Source organism: Streptomyces bottropensis ATCC 25435, assembly GCF_000383595.1.
GTDB classification, from domain to species: domain Bacteria; phylum Actinomycetota; class Actinomycetes; order Streptomycetales; family Streptomycetaceae; genus Streptomyces; species Streptomyces bottropensis.
In genome coordinates this window covers 5,813,228-5,832,706 of the sequence record NZ_KB911581.1, presented here as the reverse complement: position 1 = coordinate 5,832,706, position 19,479 = coordinate 5,813,228, and the positions used below count along the sequence as shown (strand labels likewise).

Below are 19,479 nucleotides of genomic sequence, written 5' to 3'. Positions count from 1 at the left end.
GGCGGGGGGAGCGGGGAGCGGGACGGACCGACGGGGTGACGCGGGGTGTCAGCCGGGGTCCTGGTCCCGTTCCTCCGTGACCTTCCGCAGCAGCGGCCTGCTCCCGGCGAGTGCCGCGAACATGGTGAGCGTGCCGAGGGCGACACACAGGGCGAGACGCACGGCTCCCGACGCGTCCGGCTCCAGGTGGAACATCTCGTCGACCTTCAGCCCGGCGTAGATCCCGGTCGCCGTCGTGCCACCGGCGAGGACCACCAGGGGCAGCGCGGTCTCCCGCATCCGGGCGCGGTCCAGTACCTTCAGCGGCGTACCGGCCAGCCGCAGCAGGCCGTACACCCGGCGCCGGTCGAGCACCGTGGCCGCCGCGGTGAGTCCGGCGGAGGCGGCGGCCACCAGGAACCCCAGGGCCAGGACCGCGAGGCCCACCCGGCCGATGAGCCGGGTCACGGTGTCCCCCTCGGCGTTGACGTGGTCCTGGGTGAACGGAAGGTTCCCGGGGGAGAGGGCGGACAGCGCGGTCGAGGCGGTGTCCAGTTGATCCTGACCGCCGCGCACGTGGACCACGAGGCCCTCGTCGCCTCCCAGCAGCCCGTCCCAGGTGCCCGGGTCCGGGGTCCCCACCCGCGCCCGCACCTCGGCGTCCGCGAGCAACTCCTTCGCCCGTGCCGCGAGTTCGGCGGTCCTTCCGTGCTCCGCGCGGACCGCCACCTGCCCCGGATAGTCGTACCCCACGAGACCGACCTGACCGACGGTGAAGAACCCGGCGACGAGACCCGCCAGGACCAGACCGCTGACCGTGCGCCAGGCAGCGCGCGGATCGTCACTGAGCCGGCGCGCGGCCAGCAGCGTGGCCGGGCGGCGCGCGAAGCGGCTCAGCAGCCGGCCCAGCATGTCGACGACCCAGGGGCCGAGGGCCCAGAAGGCCCCGTACACCAGGACCACCAGCGCGAGCGTCCGGCCGGTGCTCAGCCCGCCGCCGTGGGCGCTCACCGCCACGTACAGCCCGACGGCGACGAACAGCACCAGCCGGATCAGTTTCGTCCGGCGCGGATCGGCCTGCTGGGCGACGCCCAGCGGGGAGCGGGCCACCCCGCGCAGCGTCGTCATGGCGCTGACGGAGGTCAGCACGGCCACGAGCCCCACCACCGTGAGCAGCAGGGGCAGGCCGACCCACAGCTGTCCGGTGTACCAGGTGCCGATGCCGTACGGCACCCGCGCGAGGACCGGCAGCAGCAGGGTGTACGCGACAGCGCCGAGGACACCGCCGGCCAGGCCCACCGCCGCCGACTCGACGCCGGTCATCGCCAGGATCTGCCGAGGGGTCGCCCCGGCCAGGCGCAGGGCGGCCAGGCGCTGCTCCCGGCGGGCGGCGCCGAGGCGTCCGGCGGCCGAGGCCAGCACGATCACGGGGACGACGAGGAGGGCGCCGCCGAGCACGGAGGCCTGCTGGTCGAAGGCGGTGAACAGGCTGGGCCGGGTCCCCTCGAAGCCGTCCACGCGGGCGCGGGCGGAGAGGGTGTCCAGGGCGTTGCCCCGTGCCGCGTGGGTGATCGCGGGGTCGGTGGGAGCGCGGCCGACGACCGCGACGAGTTCCTCGGGGGAGGCGAGACCGGCCTCGCCGATGGTGCCTTGGCCTGCCCCGGTGGGGAAGCGGTCCGCGAGTCGCCCGGCGGGCAGCTCGCGCATCAGCTCCACCAGGGCGGGGGACAGGTAGGTGTGGCCGGCGGCGGGGAACCGTTCCAGGCCGGGCGGTGCGGGGGTCCGGGGCCGGTGGGGGAGCTGGGCCAGGGAGACGACGGTGACAGGACGGTGGTCGACGTACGTCGTGCCGAGCGTCTGGACGGCGGTGGCCTGTCGCGCCGGTACGGCGTCGGGGGTGCGCCAGGCCGTGCGGTCGGCCCGGGCGCCGGCGCCCAGGTAGGCGGCGAGGAGGGTCAGCAGGACCAGGGCTCCGGTCGCCGCCGCGGCGGCGGAGAGGAGGTGGCTCTGCAGACCGCACCTGCCGGAGGAGCGGGTCAGGTGCCAGGTGAGGGGCAGGACGGGGGAGCGCATGTTCTGGTCTCCGGTGAGTGGTGTGCCTGAGAGCTGGGCGGGATCGGTCGGAGAGGGGACGTGACGCGTGTGCGGCCGGTCGCGCGGGTCCCCGCGTCCCCATGGGTGTCGGTGGCGCTCACGTCACCGTGTACTGGCTGTAGCCGCTCACCCGGCCGTCCCGCACCTGCAGGACGCGGTCGCAGTGGGCGGCGACCTCCGCGTCGTGGGTGACCATGACGAGACAGGCGCCCTGCTCGCGGGTGACCGAGGTGAGGAGGCGGATGACCTCCTCACCGGTGGACTGGTCGAGGGCACCGGTCGGCTCGTCGGCGAAGACCACGTCGGGTTCCACGGCGAGGGCGCGGGCGATGGCGACCCGCTGGGCCTGCCCGCCGGAGAGCTGGCCGGGGCGGCGGTGCTCCAGGCCCGCGAGGCCCAGCGGGGCGAACCACCTGCGGGCCTGCCGCACGGCCTGGCGGCGGGGCACGCCCTCCAGCATCAGGGGCAGGGCGACGTTCTCCTCGGCGGGCAGTTCGGGCAGCAACTGGCCGAACTGGAAGACGAATCCGAACCGCTTGCGGCGCAGCGCGCTGAGCTTGTTCTCCCCCCAGTGGTCGATGCGTTCACCGCGCAGCAGCACCTGGCCGCCGTCGGGCCGGACGATCCCGGCGAGGGTGTGCAGGAGGGTCGACTTGCCGGAGCCGGACGGACCCATGATGGCGAGGGACTCGCGCTCGGCGACCGCCACGTCCACCCCTGCCAGGGCGGTGGTGGAGCCGTACTTCTTGATGAGGCCGTTGCCGGCCAGGACGGTGTTCATGAGGTGCGGTACGGCCCTTCTCTACTTGCGCTCGAACTTCCAGGTGACGCTGGAGGCGTCGGCCTTGACGACGGTGACCGGTATGGCGAGGTCCCTGCCGTCGCCGTCCCTCGCGGTGCAGGTCACCTTGGTGCCGGCCACCGCCTTGAGGTCGGGGCACGTCAGGTCCGAGGTCGCGCCGCCGATCCAGGGCAGCGGGCTGTACTTGGACGCGGTGCGGCCGGCGACGAGGCCTCCCTTGAGCGCCTTCTGCCCGTCCACGGTCACGCTGCTGAACCGGTCGAGGCCGGTGGTGGACTCCGTACCGCTCAGCGCGTAGGTGAGGGCTCCGCCGCCGACGGCCACGGCCGCCACGGCGGCGCCGGTGATGACGAGGGGGCGGCGTGTCATGAGGTGCTCCCGGTGGGAAGGGGGTGGGGTTGCGGCACCCAACCTCTCCCGGCGGCGGTGGCGTCCGCCTCGGCCGAACGGCCAGGCTTCCCGGCCCGCCGACCGCGTTCGCTCAGCCGTTCGGCCGATCCGGCTGCCGCCGGGGCTGCCTACTGTGTAGGGCGTGAACCTCCTGCTCGACACCAAGGAACCCGTGGGCGACGGCACCGGACGCCCGGCCCGGCCCGCCCGGCCGGGCTGTGTCACCGTCGGCGGCGTCGTGGCCCTGCTCCTGGCCTGTGTCTCGGACCTCCTCATCCTGCCGCTGGAGGACACCGACCACCTGTGGCTGCACCTGTCCGCCGTGGCCGTGGGCCTCGCCGCGCTGCTGTGGCCCGCGCGCCGCCGGCCCGCCTGGCTGACCCCGCAGGTACGCACCGGCGCACCCGCCCTCGCCGCCGCGGCGAACGTGGTGACCCTCCTCGTGGCGCACCACCCCGGCGGCTTCGGCCCGGGACAGGCCGCCGTGCTGCTGTGCCTGATGGTGATCGCCATCCGCACCTGCCCGCCCGGCTGGGCGCTCGCCTGCGGACTCCTCGACGGTCTCGTCCTGCTCATGCTTCCGCTGCCGTACTACGCCGCCGAGCCGGACGCCAGCCTCATCGGCGTCGCCATGGTCCTGTTGCTCATCGGCGGGAGCGCGGCCGCCGTGGCCGCCTACCTGCGCACCCTGGACGACCGACGGGCCCGGGTCGTCTCCGGGACCCGCCGGGCGGAGCGCCTCGCGATGGCCGCCGACCTGCACGACTTCGTCGCCCACCACGTCACCGGGATCCTGGTGCAGACACAGGTCGCGCGGATGATGGCCGGCACCGAACCCGAGCGCCTGGACCCCGTCCTCGCGGGCATCGAGCGGGCCGCGACCGAGGCGCTGGCCTCGATGCGCCGCACGGTCGGCGTCCTGCGCGACCACGAGGAGGAGAGCGGCACCGCCGACCGGCGCCCGGTCGGGGATCTGGCCGGTATCGACGAACTGGTGCGCGGCTTCGGCGGTGTCGGCGAGGCCGACGGACGCGCGGTTCTGTGGCACGACCCCACCGTCCCCGCCGACCTGCCGCACGAGGTGCAGGCCGCCGCCTTCCGCGTGGTGCAGGAGGCCCTGACGAACGTCCGCCGTCATGCCGCCGACGCCACCGAGGTCACCGTCGACCTCCGTTACGCCCGCGGCGAGCTGGAGGTCGCGGTGCGCGACGACGGGCGCGGCGGTGCCCGGCTGCCGGAGGCGGCCCGGGGCGGCGGCTTCGGCCTCGTCGGTCTCACCGAACGGGTGACCGCGCTCGGCGGCCGGATCACGGCCCGGCCGCGCGAGGACGGGCCCGGCTGGGAGACCGTCGCCGTGCTCCCGGCCGCCCCGGTGACGGCCGGGTGAGCTGAACCTCCCGGCCCGGCTTCCCGTATCTCCTCTCGGGGATGGCGGGAGACCGCGTGCACGGAAGGAGAACAGCGTGTCGAAACCGCCCGAACCGGGCCGGACGACGAAGCGTCCCACGATCGAGCCGACGTATGTCATGCGCCGACGCCGGACCGAGGCCCTGGCCGAGTTGCTGCGGGAGTTCGAGCAGTACAAGGGGGCGGCCCCCGCGCCCGACGAGTACGAGACCGTCGCCGTGCCGCCGGCACCCGAGCCGACGCCCGCTCCGGCGCCACCGCCCGAGCCCGCACCGCGGGCGCGGCCCGCCGCCGAGCGGATCCTGCCCCGGGTGGAGTACGAGACCGAGGAACTGCCCCCGGTCATGGTCGGCGAGGACTTCGGCTCCGGCACGGTCCCGCCGCGCGCCGAGCGGCGGCAGCGGCAGCGGCGGCGCGCGGCAGCCGGCGGCGGACCGGGCCTGAAGCGCGCGGCGGTGGTCGTCGGCGTCGGCGCGGCGGCCCTCCTCGGCTTCGCCGCCGCGCTCCTGCTGCCCGGCGGCGACACCGAGAAGGAGGCGCGCACCGTCACCCCGAAACCGACCCCCACGGCCCCCGCCGCCCCGGCGCCCGCGACCTCGGCACCCGCCCCGGACGGCGACGTCGACCCGGACGGCGCCGGCACCCTCCGCGAGGGCGACAGCGGCCCCCAGGTCTCCGAACTCCAGCAGCGGCTGCTCCGTATCCCCGACGTGTACGCGGGCGGCTCCACCTCGGGCCGGTACGACGGCGTACTGAAAGAGGCGGTGGCCCGCTTCCAGCTCTGGTACGGCATCCGGGGGGACGAAACGGGCGTCTACGGCAACGACACCCGCCAGGACCTGGAGTCCCGTACCGCCCTCTAGCCCCGTGCGGCCGAGGCGGGGCCGCGCACCCGGTACGTCACGGGCGGATCCGGGTTGTTGCCCCGCCTCGGACGGACCATCCTGGCCATATGGTGACGAAGGGGTCCGGTGTCTCGCGGGCTGCCACGGCCGGTGAGGCGATGGCGGTGGTCGACGCGCGCGGCCTCGTCGTGGGCTGGAGCGAAGGGGCCCGGCGGCTCACGGGGTACGCCGCCGGGGACGTGACCGGCAAGCCGGCGGCGGACCTCCTCGACGGGGACGCGGCGGCGGTCCGGCGGATGCTGCTGGCACACCGCGACGCGGTGGTGGACCTGCGCTACCGGGACGGGCGGCCGCGGAAGGTGGCGCTGCGGATCTGCCCCCTGTGGGCCGGGGAGGGCGAGCAGCGGCGGTTCGTCGTCAAGGCCGCGCCCGACCGGGCCGAGCGCGGTCTCGGCGAGCTGGCCTTCGCCCAGGCCTCGATGTCCATGTCCGTCTTCGACACCGGGCAGCGCTATCTGCGGATGAACGACTGGGCGTGCCAGGTCATGGGCCGGCCGGAGGAGGAGTTCCGGCACCGGTACTTCCCCGACACCGTGGAGGACGCCGAGCACAGCCAGGGCTTCCTGCGCCACCTGGAGATGGTGGTGGAGACCGGGCGGCCGGTCCGCTACGAAAGCTGGACCCGGTCGCCCTCCGGTCGGCGCATGCACGCCTGGACCTCCGAGATGTGGCCGGTCCGGGACGACTCCGGCCGGCTGATCGGCACCGCGCTCGCCGCGTTCGACAGCAGCGAGCAGTTCGCGGCCCGCCAGCGCCTCGCCCTGCTGAACGAGGCCGCCGGGTCCATCGGCACCAGGCTCGACGTCGTCCAGACCGCCCGCGAACTCGCCGAGCTGGTCGTGCCCCGGCTCGCCGACTTCGCCAGCGTCGACCTCCTGGAGTCCGTGCTGCGGGGCGAGGAACCCGAGATGAACCCCCTGGGCGGCGGTGTCCGACTGAGCCGGGCCGCTCACCGATCGCCCACGCCCGGTGTCCCGGAGGCGGCGATCGCCCAGGGCTCCGCCGACGTCTATCCCCCTTCCTCGCCGCCCGCCCGCGCCCTGCTCACCGGTGAGCCCGTGCTCACCGGCACCGGCGACGGCTCCCTCGACGAGTGGTTCGCACGGCACGGTGCCCGCTCCCGCAAGCTCCGGGAGGCCGAGGACAACGACCTGTCGCTGATGGCCGTGCCGCTGGTCGCGCGGGGCACCACGCTCGGGGTGGCCGTCTTCGTGCGGCTCCTGACCCCCGAGCACCCCGACGCCTTCGACCGGGAGGACGTGTCGCTCGCGGAGGAGCTGTGCAGCCGGGCGGCGATCTGCGTCGACAACGCCCGCCGCTACACCAAGGAGCGGACGACCGCGCTGGCGCTGCAGCGCAGCCTGCTGCCGAAGACGGTCGCCGGACAGGCGGCCGTGGAGTTCGCCTCCCGCTATCTGCCCGCGCTGTCGCAGGCCGGGGTGGGCGGCGACTGGTTCGACGTGATCCCGCTGTCCGGGACCCGGGTGGCGCTGGTCGTCGGGGACGTCGTCGGGCACGGCATCCAGGCCTCCGTCACCATGGGCCGGCTGCGCACCGCCGTGTGGGCGCTCGCCGACGTCGACCTGCCGCCCGACGAACTGCTCACCCACCTCGACGACCTCGTGGAGCACCTGGCCGCCGGTGACGGCACGGGCGAGGGGGAGATCGGCGCGACCTGCCTGTACGCGGTGTACGACCCGGTGGACCGCAGCTGCACGATCGCCTCGGCCGGGCATGTGCCGCCCGTGGTGGTGCGGCCCGACGGCGGCGTGGAGGTCGTGGAGGTGGTGGCGGGACCGATGCTCGGCGTCGGCGGACTCCCGTTCGAGGCGACGGAACTGGCGCTGCCCGAGGGATCCGTCCTCGCCCTCTACACCGACGGTCTGGTCGAGGCCCGCGACCGCGACATCGACACGGGCACCGCCGCCCTGTGCGCCGCGCTGCGAGGGCCGGTGGGCAGTCTGGAGAGCGCCTGCGACACCGTGCTGAAGGCGCTGCTGCCGCAGACCCCGGGCGACGACGTGGCCCTGCTGCTCGCCCGCACCCGCGCCCTCGACGCGGAACAGGTGGCCGTGTGGAACCTGACCGACGATCCGGCGCTGGTCGCCGGCGCGCGCAAGCTGGCCACCGACCAGCTCACCCGCTGGGGGCTGGAGGAGGCCGTCTTCGTCACCGAACTCGTGGTCAGCGAACTGGTCACCAACGCCATCCGCTACGGCGGCGCCCCCATCCAGCTGCGCCTGATCCGCGACCGCGCCCTCATCTGCGAGGTCTCCGACGCCAGCAGCACCTCGCCCCATCTGCGCCGGGCCCGCAGCTTCGACGAGGGGGGCCGCGGTCTGCTCCTCGTCGCCCAGCTCACCGACCGCTGGGGCAGCCGCCCGAGCGGCGCGGGCAAGACCATCTGGGCCGAGCAGGCCCTGCCGCCGAGCCCGTGAACGGCTGTCGGGGGCGGCTCGCGCCACCCCCGACAGCCGTTCACGGTGGGGTTACTTCTTCCGCAGGTGGACCGACACGCCGTGCGCCGTGAAGACCTGCTCGGCCGTCCAGCCCTCGACGGCCACGGAGACCTCGGCGAACCGGCCCTGCACGGACCGCGCCCCGATGACCGCCACCGTGTCGCCCGAACGCGGCGCCTGCGCGGCGTCGAAGCGGACCACCAGCTTGCTGCCCCGCTCCAGGACCGCGCGCCGGTCCACGTCGAGGGCCGGGCCGGTGCCCCGGTCCAGCGTCACGTCGAGGACACCGGCCTGCGTGTAGTCGCCGCGAACGCGCACGGACCGCCCGCCGATGGCCAGCGTGCCGTCCTTCACCCGGACGTCACCGCGGCCGAGGGCCTCCTCGGAGCCGGCCGCGAGCACACCGGCCTCCACGACGGTGTCACCCTTGTACCGGTTGGCGCCGGTCAGCGTCAGCGTGCCGCTGCCCCGCTTGACGAGACCGCCCTTGCCGTCGATGTCGTTGCGCCAGGCGTCGGCCGCGGCGAAACCGCCGAGCGCGGCGTCCAGCGTGACGGTGACGTCCGTGTCGAAGGCGCCGTAGCCGTCCGCCGCCGCGAACAGGTTGAGCCGGCCCCACTGCTCCCAGCCGTCCAGCAGGACGTACCCGGAGGGCAGCGCGGTCGTGCGCAGCACCTCGCGCCGCTGCGCCGCGTCGAGGTACGGCAGACGCGTCTCCAGCAGGACCTCGGCGCCCTTGGGCACGGTCATGCCGACGGAGTCACCGCGCCGGCGCAGCACGTACGTCAGCTTCGGCTCGACCAGACGGGCGTTGGCCCCGCGGTCGGCGTACCGGTCGCCCGCGTCGGAGTGCGCGTAGGCGAACAGCGTGTCGGCGGTGGTGCCGGTCCTCGCCTGGAAGTACTCGGCGGCCTGCTTGCGCGCGGCGGCCTTGAGCGCGGTGTTCCCCGGCTTGTGCAGCACGGCGGCGGCCAGCGCGGTGGCCATGATCCGGCCGCCCATGACGTCGACCGTGGAGTGCATGCCGGACATGATCCGGGTGTGGCTCAGCTCGAAGGCACGGGTGATGATCTCCTGGAAGCGCTCCGGGACCGCGTACGCGTACGCCAGGGCCGCCAGGTGGAAGGCGTTGGTGTGGCCGCTGGGGAAACCGCCGTCCTCGGCCGGGACCTCGCTGCGCTGGCGCAGCAGCTGCGTCACGACGACGACGTCGGAGTCGTAGACCGGGTACCCGAGCGCGTCCTTCTCGCCGGTGTCGACGACCTCGCTGTCCTCGTTCATCCGCCACGGCCGCGGGTACTGGAAGGTGAACTTGGCCGGGTTGCTGGAGGTGAAGTCGCCGCGCACGGTGTCGACGAGCTTGGCCACCAGGCCGAGGTCCGAGTCGTACGAGCCGGCGCCCAGCGCGGAGCCGGCGGGCGCGCCGGCGGGGACCGCGTCGTTGATCTTGGTCGCGGGGATGCCGTCGGGGGCGGCGGTGATCGAGGTGACCGCCTTGGCGCCGGAGCGGTACAGGTCGGCCAGCGGGCCGAGCCCGCCGATCATGGCGTAGCTCTGGTGCTGGCGGTCGTAGACGAACGCCTCGCGGGCCTGGGCCTCGGTGCGGCGGCCGGTCAGACGCGCGCAGTAGCGCATGTTGTCGCGCAGGATCTCCGGCAGCAGCGGGGTGCCCGTGTTCCAGGCGCCGCCCGTCTTCCATATCTCGGCGAAGCCGCCGAGCGCGCGGACCACGGCGTTGGTCTCGGCGGTCTGGTTCGCCGTGGTGTTGGTGGAGTAGTCGTCGACGAACGCGGCGAACGCGGTGGCGGCCTTGGCCTCGGGGGCCTGCCACAGGCTCGTGAGGGTCGGAGCGGCGATCAGGCCGGCCGACACGCCGAGGGAGTTCCTGAGGAAGACACGGCGGTCGAGCGAGTGGTGCCCGGCGGATGACGGCATGGAGCGCCGCTCCTTTCGCGAGGTGGTGATCGGGTGCGGGCTGAGCGTGAGGGTGACGCATGACCGGTCGATGTCCGGTCGGCGACCGGACGGTGATCAGCGCATGGCCGGTCGGAGGAGAGTGCGTGAGAGTGCCAACGCCCCTACGACCGGCGGCACTTGGAGCATGTGCGGTCGCGCGGACGGTACAACGTCGAGCAGTGCTTCGGCGAATGCGGAGTACAGGGCGGGCCTGGCGAGGATCGTCCCGCCGGCCACCACCACGTCGTCCACGGCGACCCCGCGGGCGTCGAGCCGTGCCACGAGCGAGGCGAGTGCGCGGCCCCCGTCGGCGATCACCCGGCGGGCGAGGAGAGAGCCCTCCTCGGCGGCCTCGAACACCACGGGCGCGTGCCGGCCCCAGTCGGCGGACACGTCCGTGGCCGCTTCCAGTGCCCCGCCGAGAGCCGGGACCTCGCTCACCGCGAAGGCGGCCACGAGCCGCTCGGCGAGCGCGTCGGGCGCCTCGCCCCGGTCGTGCGCCGCCCAGACGGCACGGGCGGCCTCCCGGACGAGACCGGCGGCGCCGCCCTCGTCGCCGAGGACCGCCCCCCAGCCGCCGACCTGCACGGACCTGCCGTCGGCGGCCCGGCCGACGGCCACCGATCCGGTGCCCGCGACCAGCCCCACCCCGCGCTCGAAACCGGCGGCGGGGGCCAGCAGCTCGGCGTCGCCCACCACCAGGCACGGCACCTGAAGCCGTTCCTGGAGGGCGAGACGTATCCCTTCGCACTGCCGGGGGGTCTCGCAGGCGTGCGCGCCGACGGCCACGGCGGACGGGAGGGTGCGCGCGGGCAGCGCCTCCTCGACCAGCGTGGCCAGCCAAGCGGTCGCGGCCGCCGGGTCGTGCGGCCGCCAGCCGCGGCTCGTACGGACGTGGTCGGCGACGGTGTCCGTCCCCGTGACAGCACGGAGATGGGTCTTGGTGCCGCCCACGTCGATACCGACCGCGACCGGTCCGGAGTCCTGCACGGAGACTCCTCCTTCGTCGTTGCGTTGCGATGGCGCAGCGACGGCTGGGCGAAACCGTGCCTGGACCCACAGGGGCTGTGGGGTGCTGTTGGGGTGCTAGGGAAGCCCCGGGACGGGCCTCTGGCGGCGCGGTAGGCGAGTACCGCTTGACTTCGTTAGGAAATTAACTAACGAATAAGGGTGCGTCAAGGGTTCGGACCCGGATACCGCACGACCGTGCGGCCGGAAGATCGCGGCACGACTGGCACGACTGGGGAGAGCATGCAACTGAGCGAGAGCGCCCGCGCTGTCTTCGCCGTACTGGCCGCGTCGAGCACCGCCACCCGCCCCCAACTGGCGACCGGGGCGCGGCTTTCCAAGCCGACCGTCTCCACCGCCGTCGCGGAGCTGGAGGCCGCCGGTCTCGTCGCCCGGTCCGGCACGCTCTCCGGCGGAACCGGCAGGTCGGCGGCCGTGTACGACCTCGGCGCGGCCGCCGGCGCCGTACTGGCCGTCGACCTCGGCCCGAGCCTCACCCGGGCACGGGTCTGCGCCCTGGACGGCACCCTGCTCGCCGAGGGCACCGGCTCCCGCGAGCGGGCCGCCGACGCGGTGCGCGAAGCGCTGTGCGCGCTCCCCGCAGGAGCTCCGCTGCGCACCATCGTCGTGGCCGTCGGTGATGTCACCGCGCGCGCCGAGGAGGGCACCGAGCGTCCGGCGACCGCCAAGGCGGGGCCCGCCTTCGACGCGGTGGCCGTGGCGCTGCCGCCCGGGGTGCCCGTCCATCTGGAGAACAACGTCAACTGCGCCGCGCTCGCCGAACTCCACGAGGGCGCGGCGCGCGGCCGGAACACCTTCGGCTATCTGCGGATCGGTGTCGGTGTCGGTCTGGGCATCGTGGTGGGAGGCCAGGTGCTGGCCGGGGCGAACGGGGCGGCCGGAGAGCTCGCCCGGCTGCCCTACCCCTGGAACGACGACCTGGAGCCCCGCCACGAGGCCCTGGAGGAGTACATCGGCGCCCGCTCGCTGCTGCGCCGGGCCGCCGAGGCCTGGCCGGAAACCGGCGATTCATGCCCTCGTACCGTAGATCGGCTTTTTTCGCTGGCCGGACAGGGCTGCGCCCCGGCCCGCGCGATCGTCGACCGGCACGCGGTGGACGTGGGCCGGCTGGCCGCCGCGGTGACCGCCGTACTGGACCCGGGGCTGCTCGTCCTCGGCGGCAGTACCGGCGCGTTTCCGCAGCTCCTGCCCGGTGTGCGGGCCGAGCTGGAGCGGCTGAGCTGGCCCACCGAAGTGGTCAGCAGCCAGGTCGGCGATCTCGGTACCGTGGTGGGCGCGGCGAGGCTCGCGGTCGCCAGAGGAGTCCAAACCGTGACCGAGGTGGCGCGGACGAAGGATTGACGGTTTCGGACTCGGTCTGCCAATGTCCGGACAAGCGCTTTCTAGGTCGGCCGGGACGCCGACTTGGGGTGAGCATCCCGCCTGTACGCGACGTACGGCGACCGCACGAGGGCGTGCCCGTGCGGTGACGGCCAGAACGGCCGGGGATCCCGCCCCGCGTGGACGACGCGGCCGGGCGAGGCTGCGCCCGGAAGCGACGTTTCCTGCAAACTGCACCCGTGCCGCCTCGGTCGGCCCCGTGCTCTGTCCCCTATCGACGAAAAAAGGGATCGAAGATGACCACTGTGGGTGTGCGGCGCTCCCGCCGACTCGGCCGCGGCGGTATGCGCCGCCTGGTTCCCCTCACTGCCGTTGCCGCGGCAGGGACCCTGCTGCTCTCCGCCTGCGGAGGGGAATCCGACTCGGGCGGTACCTCCAAGTCGCTGACGTTCTGGATCTCCACCGTTCCGGGGCAGGACGCGGGCTGGAAGAAGATGGTGGCGCAGTACGAGAAGGAAACCGGCGTCAAGGTCAAGCTCGTCAACATCCCCTACGACGGCTACACGACGAAGCTGCACAACGCCGCGCAGGCGAACTCCCTGCCCGACGTGGCCGCCGTGCCGGCGCTGGACCCGATCTGGTCGAACAAGCTGATCGACCTCAGCTCCATCGCCGAGAAGAAGAGCAACAACATCAACGCCAACTTCCTGGCGAAGGACTCGTCCGGGAAGGTGCTGTCCATCCCCTCGGACGTCACCGCGTCCGGCATGTTCATCAACAAGTCGCTCTTCGAGAAGGCCGGCGTCTCCTACCCGACCTCGCCCGACAAGACCTGGACCTGGACCGACTTCATCAAGGCGGCGGACAAGGTCCGCGAGAAGACCAAGGCCAAGTACTCCCTGACCTTCGACCAGTCGCCGTCCCGGCTGCGCGCGATGGTCTACGAGATGGGCGGCAAGTACGTCCACGCGGACGACGCCGGCAAGTTCTCGGTGGACGACGCGACCAAGAAGGCCGTGAACACCTTCGTCGGGTGGAACGACGACAAGACCATGCCGAAGTCGGTGTGGACCAGCGGCGCCGACCCGTCCGCGATGTTCCAGAGCGGTGACGTCGTCGCCTACTGGTCCGGTGTGTGGCAGGTCCCCGCCTTCGCGGAGAGCATCAAGAAGTTCGAGTGGGCGAGCGTCCCGACCCCCGCCCAGCCGGTGCAGGCCAGTGACGTCAACAGCGGCGGCATGACGGTGGGCTTCGACAACAACGCCGACGCGTCCGCCGCCGCGAAGAAGTTCCTGTCCTGGCTGTACGAGCCCGACCACTACCGGACGCTGTGCGAGACCTCCGGCTTCCTGCCGGTCGAGAGCGGTCTGGACCCGAAGTACCCGTTCAAGTCCGAGGCGGCGCAGGCGGCGTACAAGCTCTACAACGAGTCGATCCCGCTGTACGACCCGATCTCCGGCTACTTCAACAGCGCGCAGACCGAATGGGTGCTGAAGGGCAAGAGCCTCACCGAGGACCCGACCAAGACGGAACTCGGCAAGGCGATCAACGGCCAGCAGTCGGCCGACAAGGCCCTGGAGAACATCGTGGCCGGCTACAACCAGCAGGTCGGCGGCTGAGCGTAGGCCCAGGGGCCGGGCGGCGGGGTCCAGACGCCGCCGCCCGGCCCGGGCGCCCACCCAGTGCCGGGCTCATGGTGTGAGCCCACGGGGCTCACGCCGGTGAGCCCGCAGCAATCCATTCCACCAGCACGGAGTCAGGAAGATGACAAAACGCGCCTCGGCCGTGTCCGCGAGCCCACCCAGGAGACGGAGCAAGTACACCCTTGCGCCGCTGGTCCTCATCGCGGCCAATGTCGTGCTCTTCTCGCTGTTCTTCGTCTGGCCGGCGGTGATCGGGCTCATCTACAGCTTCACGAACTACACGGGAGTGGGGGCGTTCCAGTACATCGGGCTGGACAACTACCACAACCTGTTCGGGGACTCCACCTTCTACGCCGCGCTGACCCGGACCCTGCTGTACGCCGTGCTCTTCGTACCGCTGAACTTCGCGGTCTCGCTGCTCACCGCCAACCTGCTGGTGAGCAAGCACGCCAAGGGAGCCTCGGTCGCCCGCGTCATCTTCTTCATCCCCTGGCTCCTGTCGCCCATCGTCGTCGGTGTCCTGTGGCGCTGGCTGTTCGGTGAGAACTTCGGACTGGTCAACTACATCATCGAGCAGTTCGGCGGCAGCGCCGTTCCGTGGCAGTCCAACGCGGACCTGTCGCTGATCGTGGTGGTGATGGCCGCGTCCTGGGCCTGGACCGGTTTCTCGATGCTGCTGTTCATCGCGGCGATCAAGAACGTGCCGGTGTCCTACTACGAGGCCGCCTCGCTCGACGGCGCCGGCCCCTGGCGCCAGTTCTTCAGCATCACGCTGCCGAGCATCGCCCCCACCTCGTTCATCGTCATCCTGCTCAACACGATCAACGCGATGAAGGAATACCCGGTGTTCGTCGCCCTCAACAACGGCGGACCCGGCACGTCGAACAACCTGCTCGTGCAGTACATCTACGAGACCGGCTTCAAACGGGGCCAGATCGGCTACGCGAGCGCCGCGTCGTTCGTGCTCATGCTCATCCTGATGGCCGTCGCGATCGTTCAGCTGATCGTCAACCGGCGGGTGGAGAACCGATGACAACCACAGACATCCCCCGCCCGGTCGACGCCGGGTCCGCGCGACCCGTCTCCAAGAAGCGGCCCCGCGGTGCCGCCACCGGTGGCCTCCGGCAGGCCGTGTCCGCGACGACGCTGCTGTGGATCCTGGCGTGCCTGTACGGGCTGCCGGTGCTGTGGTTCATCCTCAGCTCCCTCAAGCCGGCCAGCGACCTGTTCTCGTATCCGCTGACGCTGGTTCCGCGCAATCCCACCCTGTCGGGCTTCGAGGCAGCGTGGGACAGCGCCAACTTCTCCCAGTACTTCATCAACACGGCCATCGTGTGCGTGATCACGACGATCCTCACGGTGGGTGTCAGTTGCTGCACCGGGTACGCGCTGGCCAAGTACGACAACAGATGGCTCAAGGCCTTCTTCATCTGCATCCTGGCCACCACGATGCTGCCGGGCGAGGTCATGCTCGCCCCCTCGTTCCTCGTGGTCCGCGACCTCGGCCTCTACAACTCGTTCAGCGGCATCATCCTGCCGGCCGTGCTGACCGCGACCGGATGCTTCATGTTCCGCCAGTTCTTCCTGACGGTTCCCGACGAACTCGTGGAAGCCGCGCGCATCGACGGCGCGCGTGAGCTGTCGATCTTCATGCGGATCATGGTGCCGATCTCCCGGCCCATCATGCTGACCCTCGCCATCCTCTCCTTCCAGTGGCGGTGGAACGACTACATCTGGCCGCTGCTGATGCTCAACGACCCCAACAAGTTCACCGTGCAGATCGGCATCCAGAGCATCGTCGGCGCGCAGAACATCAACTGGTCGGTCCTGCTCGGCGCGTCGGTCATCTCCATGATCCCGCTGATCCTGGTCTTCCTGGTCTTCCAGCGCTACGTCATGGGCGCCGACATCAACGCCGGACTGAAGGACTGATCTTGCCCACCCCGCTCGACCACGAGTTCGTCCGGTCGGTGGCCCGCGCCGCCGACCGGCAGGCCGCCCCGCTCGCGGACCGCCCCGAAGAGGAACCCGCAGGTGTGCCGCACCGCGGTCTGGCGCGGCGGGTGAAGACCCTGGTCGCGGCATACCGGTCCCCCGACTCCGCCCTGCACGGCAGCGGGCGGGCGGTCGCCGCCGCGATGACACACCTGCGGGCCCTGCGGGCCACGCAGACCACCACCGGCCTCTTCGCCGGCGGCGACAACGTGCAGTCCCCGCCGGACTCCGCGTTCACCGTCAACGACGTGTGCGACGCGCACCTCCTCGCCGCCGGCGCGGGGCCGGAGCTGAGCGAGGTCACGGCGGCCCTCGCCGAGATCGCCGGCGCCGCCTCCGACAGCCTGCGGACGGGCGGGGTGCACACCCCGAACCACCGCTGGGAGCTGTGCGCGGCGCTGGCCCGGCTGCACCGGTCGTTCCCCGACGGCCGGCTGCTCGACCGCGTCGAGGAGTGGCTCGCCGAGGGCGTCGACATCGACGCGGACGGCCTGTACTCGGAACGGAGCGCCAACTACGCGGCCCACGTGTCCAACCCGTCCCTGCTGCTCCTGGCCGAGGTGCTCGGCCGCGCCGATCTGCTGCACGCCGTCGAACGCAACCTCGCCACCACCCTGGACCTCATCCGACCGGACGGCACGGTGGAGACCGTCCACTCGCGGCGGCAGGACCAGTACGCCCCCTTCCCGCTGGCGCCCTATCTGCCGCACTACCGGCTGCTGGCGATCCGCACCGGCCGGGGCGACCTCGCCCGGGCGGCACGGCTGGCGGCCGCCGACGGTGTCGAGGACCCCGACCTGCTCGCCCAGACCCTCCTCACCCCGGACCTGTGCCGCGCCCTGCCGGCCCCTGCCGCGCAGACGCTTCCGCGCGAGCGGTACCTCACCACCGCCCGCCTCGCCGCACGCGCCTCGGCCGCCGCGCACACGGTGGTGTACGGCGGCTCCGACGTGCCCGAGCACCGGCGCATCCGCTCGGGCCTCGCCTGCAACCCCACCTTCCTGCGCCTGTTCGCCGGAGAGGCCGTGCTCGACGCGGTCCGCCTCTCGCGGGGGTTCTTCGACCTGGGCCCCTTCCGCGCCGCCGACATGGAACAGCTCGCCGAGAGCCGGTACCGGCTCACCGAGACCCTCACCGCCGCCTACTACCAGCCGCTCCCGAAGGACCGGAGGCGGGACGACGGCGGCTACCGGCTGGGGGACGAGGGCCGCTTCTCGGCCGCGATGGCCTTCCCGGACCGGCCCCGCGACGAGGTCTCCCACACGACCCGCGTCGAGGTCGACCTGCGGGAGGACGGCGCCGACCTGCGGATCGACCTCAGCGGCCCCCGGGTGCCCTGGGCCCTGGAACTGACCTTCCGGCCGGGCGGCGTGCCGCACGGCGCCGTACCGCTGGGCGACGGTCGCTGGTGCCTGACGGACGGGCCGATGACCTACCGGGCCGGTGACGACGAGATCCGCGTCGAGGCCACCGTCGAGGCGGGCGAACCGCTCGCCGGGCCGGACCGGAGCGAGGTACTGCGGTACGACCCGGGCCAGGACCACACCGTCGTGCGCGGCACCGACGCCACGACCGGAAACCGTGTCCACCTCGGTGGAATGGGCCCGCACACCCTCACCGTCGCCCTGCGCGCCCGCCGGTCCGCCCCCGTCGCGTGACGCACCACGCACCCGCACGGGCAGTGCCGTACCCCGCAGACGACGGGGACACGTCATCGGTTGACCCGGCGGGCGACGACCGGGGGGAACCGACCCTGACGCCCCACGCCTGATCACAGGCCCCGATACCAGCAGCCCGGCGTTCCTGACGACGCCGGGCTGCTGCCCGTCCGCACCCGGCACCCCACCCCCTCTACGCCCGCACCACCGGCATCGCCGACGCCGCCACCACCAGGTCGGCGTGACGCCTGCTCGCCGCCACCGCCTCCGCGTTGCGCCGATCCGTACCGTCGACCCAGGCGACCGCCTCCGCGTGCCCCTTGCCGAACTCCTCGTGCCGGGCGACGAGCCGGCGTACCCGCTCGGTCTCGTCGAGGTCGCAGAACCAGACCTCGTCGAGCCGGGAGCGGACCCGCGCCCAGGGCCCCTCGTCCAGCAGGAGGTAGTTCCCCTCGGTGACGATCAGACGGGCCGACGGCGGCACCGGGATCGCACCCGCGACGGGCTGCTCCAGGGTGCGCTCGAAGCCCGGCGCGTACACGACGTCGTCCTCGTCCCGGCGCAGCCTCTCCAGCAGGGCGGCGTAGCCCGCCGCGTCGAAGGTGTCCGGCGCGCCCTTGCGGTCCCGGCGGCCGAGACGGTCGAGTTCCACGTCGGCGAGGTGGAAGCCGTCCATGGGGACATGGGCGACCCAGGGCTCGCCGTCGCCGTTGAGCGCCCGGGTCAGCCGTTCGGCCAGGGTCGTCTTCCCCGCGCCGGGGCTGCCGGCGATACCGAGCAGCGCACGGCGGCCGGGGCGGGACAGAGCGGCGGCCCGGTGCAGCAGGTCGTCGAAGGTCACAGGCATGCCGTCGACGGTAGACCGATCCGGCGTACGCGGACAGGGAGCGGGCAGACGAGCACTGCTGCTGCCGAACGAGAACAGCGGAAGGTGCGGGATGCGAGCGAGTCCCTGGTCGGAGCCCGACGGCGAGGACGAGGAGGAGGTCCGGGAGGAACTGGCGCGGCTGCGTGCCGAGGTACGGCAGCTGCGCACCCGGATGGACGGCCGCCCCCTGATCGCCGAGGCCCAGGGCATGCTGCGGGAGCGCTATGCCCTGCCGGACGCCGAGTCCGCCTTCGCACTGCTCCAGCGGGCCTCGCAGCAGTACAACGTCAAGCTGCGCATCCTGGCCGAGGCGGCGCTGGGCGCGCCCCGTCCGGAGGATCGCCGCACCCTGTGGTTCCCCGGCCGGATCCGGCGCGCGGAGCCGGCCCTCGGTTTCGGGGCGGCGCGCGACCGCCGCGGCAACCGCGGCGGGGTCCTGGCCGCCGTCCTCAGTCAGACCCTCGCCGTCGTCGGCACCGACATGGGCAACGTCCAGATCGCCGACCGCGCGGAGGGCGGACTGCGCATCGAGCGGCACACGGGACTCACGGCGGACTTCGTCGACTTCTTCGCCCACGTCGGCGACGACGGCACCGCCTGCGCCAAGGCCGCGCGGGACGTGTCCCAGGTCACCGTCCATGACGTGGCGACGGACCCGGTGTTCACCGAGGACGCCCGCGAGGCGATCCTGCGCGCGGGCAGCCGCGCCTGCCACAGCGTGCCGCTGACCACCTCGTCCGGGCTGGTCGTCGGCATGGTCTCCGCCCATCTCGACCGTCCGCTGCGCGGCCTGACGCGGGCCCAGACCAAGGAGTTGTCCGTCGTGGGCGCCGAGGCCGGCGAGTGGCTCGCCTGGTACGACCGGACCGTCGTCCTCGACGCCCTGGAACACCTCCACGCCCTCGGCCGCGCCCACGGCGGCGGCAGCCTCAGCCGCCGATGACCGTTTTCTCACCCGCCCCGGCCACTGACCC

The 19,479-nt window shown here is 72.9% G+C and carries 15 protein-coding genes; 9 read left to right on the top strand and 6 right to left on the bottom strand.

Going from position 1 to position 19,479, the window contains the following annotated elements; all coding sequences use genetic code 11:
• Window positions 1-48: 48 nt before the first annotated feature.
• From STRBO_RS0126030 to STRBO_RS0126020, 3 genes are all read right to left on the bottom strand, one after another.
• Window positions 49-2,052 (bottom strand): FtsX-like permease family protein, encoded by a 2,004-nt coding sequence (locus STRBO_RS0126030; RefSeq protein WP_005483943.1) that lies wholly within the window; start codon window positions 2,050-2,052, stop codon window positions 49-51.
• Window positions 2,053-2,170: 118 nt separating this feature from the next.
• Window positions 2,171-2,854: an ABC transporter ATP-binding protein gene (locus STRBO_RS0126025; RefSeq protein ID WP_005483941.1), complete on the bottom strand. Its 684-nt coding sequence runs from the start codon at window positions 2,852-2,854 to the stop codon at window positions 2,171-2,173.
• A gap of 21 nt (window positions 2,855-2,875) precedes the next feature.
• Window positions 2,876-3,244: a hypothetical protein gene (locus STRBO_RS0126020; RefSeq protein ID WP_005483940.1), complete on the bottom strand. Its 369-nt coding sequence runs from the start codon at window positions 3,242-3,244 to the stop codon at window positions 2,876-2,878.
• Between the two features lie 163 nt (window positions 3,245-3,407).
• Between STRBO_RS0126020 and STRBO_RS0126015 the strand changes: the two genes are divergently transcribed.
• The 3 genes from STRBO_RS0126015 (at window position 3,408) to STRBO_RS0126005 (ending at window position 8,015) form a co-directional block, all read left to right on the top strand.
• Complete coding sequence (locus STRBO_RS0126015) at window positions 3,408-4,652, top strand: sensor histidine kinase (protein WP_005483938.1); 1,245 nt, start codon at window positions 3,408-3,410, stop codon at window positions 4,650-4,652.
• Between the two features lie 76 nt (window positions 4,653-4,728).
• Window positions 4,729-5,535, top strand: a complete 807-nt coding sequence (locus STRBO_RS0126010) for a peptidoglycan-binding protein (protein ID WP_005483936.1) — start codon at window positions 4,729-4,731, stop codon at window positions 5,533-5,535.
• Window positions 5,536-5,624: 89 nt separating this feature from the next.
• Complete coding sequence (locus STRBO_RS0126005) at window positions 5,625-8,015, top strand: SpoIIE family protein phosphatase (protein ID WP_005483935.1); 2,391 nt, start codon at window positions 5,625-5,627, stop codon at window positions 8,013-8,015.
• 51 nt (window positions 8,016-8,066) lie between these two features.
• Here the strand turns inward: STRBO_RS0126005 and STRBO_RS0126000 are convergent, their stop codons facing one another.
• Both STRBO_RS0126000 and STRBO_RS0125995 read right to left on the bottom strand, forming a co-directional pair.
• A complete protein-coding gene (locus STRBO_RS0126000) occupies window positions 8,067-9,971 on the bottom strand; it encodes a phosphatase PAP2 family protein (RefSeq protein WP_005483933.1) in 1,905 nt (634 codons plus the stop codon).
• 96 nt (window positions 9,972-10,067) lie between these two features.
• Window positions 10,068-10,982 carry a BadF/BadG/BcrA/BcrD ATPase family protein gene (locus tag STRBO_RS0125995; RefSeq protein WP_005483931.1) on the bottom strand — a complete coding sequence of 305 codons (915 nt, stop codon included), beginning with the start codon at window positions 10,980-10,982 and terminating at the stop codon, window positions 10,068-10,070.
• Between the two features lie 261 nt (window positions 10,983-11,243).
• Here STRBO_RS0125995 and STRBO_RS0125990 point away from each other — a divergent pair, with 261 nt between their 5' ends.
• From STRBO_RS0125990 to STRBO_RS0125970, 5 genes are all read left to right on the top strand, one after another.
• Entirely contained in the window at window positions 11,244-12,362 is a 1,119-nt protein-coding gene (locus STRBO_RS0125990) for an ROK family transcriptional regulator (RefSeq protein ID WP_020115082.1), read from the top strand.
• A 275-nt stretch (window positions 12,363-12,637) separates the two neighbouring features.
• Window positions 12,638-13,960: an ABC transporter substrate-binding protein gene (locus STRBO_RS0125985; protein WP_005483928.1), complete on the top strand. Its 1,323-nt coding sequence runs from the start codon at window positions 12,638-12,640 to the stop codon at window positions 13,958-13,960.
• A gap of 145 nt (window positions 13,961-14,105) precedes the next feature.
• Window positions 14,106-15,017, top strand: a complete 912-nt coding sequence (locus tag STRBO_RS0125980) for a carbohydrate ABC transporter permease (RefSeq protein ID WP_005483927.1) — start codon at window positions 14,106-14,108, stop codon at window positions 15,015-15,017.
• Window positions 15,014-15,916: a carbohydrate ABC transporter permease gene (locus tag STRBO_RS0125975; RefSeq protein ID WP_020115080.1), complete on the top strand. Its 903-nt coding sequence runs from the start codon at window positions 15,014-15,016 to the stop codon at window positions 15,914-15,916. Before STRBO_RS0125980 ends, STRBO_RS0125975 begins: the two co-directional genes overlap by 4 nt.
• Before the next feature lie 2 nt (window positions 15,917-15,918).
• Window positions 15,919-17,637: a hypothetical protein gene (locus tag STRBO_RS0125970; RefSeq protein WP_005483920.1), complete on the top strand. Its 1,719-nt coding sequence runs from the start codon at window positions 15,919-15,921 to the stop codon at window positions 17,635-17,637.
• Window positions 17,638-17,830: 193 nt separating this feature from the next.
• Here the strand turns inward: STRBO_RS0125970 and STRBO_RS0125965 are convergent, their stop codons facing one another.
• Window positions 17,831-18,484 (bottom strand): nucleoside/nucleotide kinase family protein, encoded by a 654-nt coding sequence (locus tag STRBO_RS0125965; RefSeq protein WP_028796851.1) that lies wholly within the window; start codon window positions 18,482-18,484, stop codon window positions 17,831-17,833.
• Between the two features lie 91 nt (window positions 18,485-18,575).
• Between STRBO_RS0125965 and STRBO_RS0125960 the strand changes: the two genes are divergently transcribed.
• Window positions 18,576-19,448, top strand: a complete 873-nt coding sequence (locus STRBO_RS0125960) for an ANTAR domain-containing protein (protein WP_020115079.1) — start codon at window positions 18,576-18,578, stop codon at window positions 19,446-19,448.
• Window positions 19,449-19,479 lie beyond the last annotated feature (31 nt).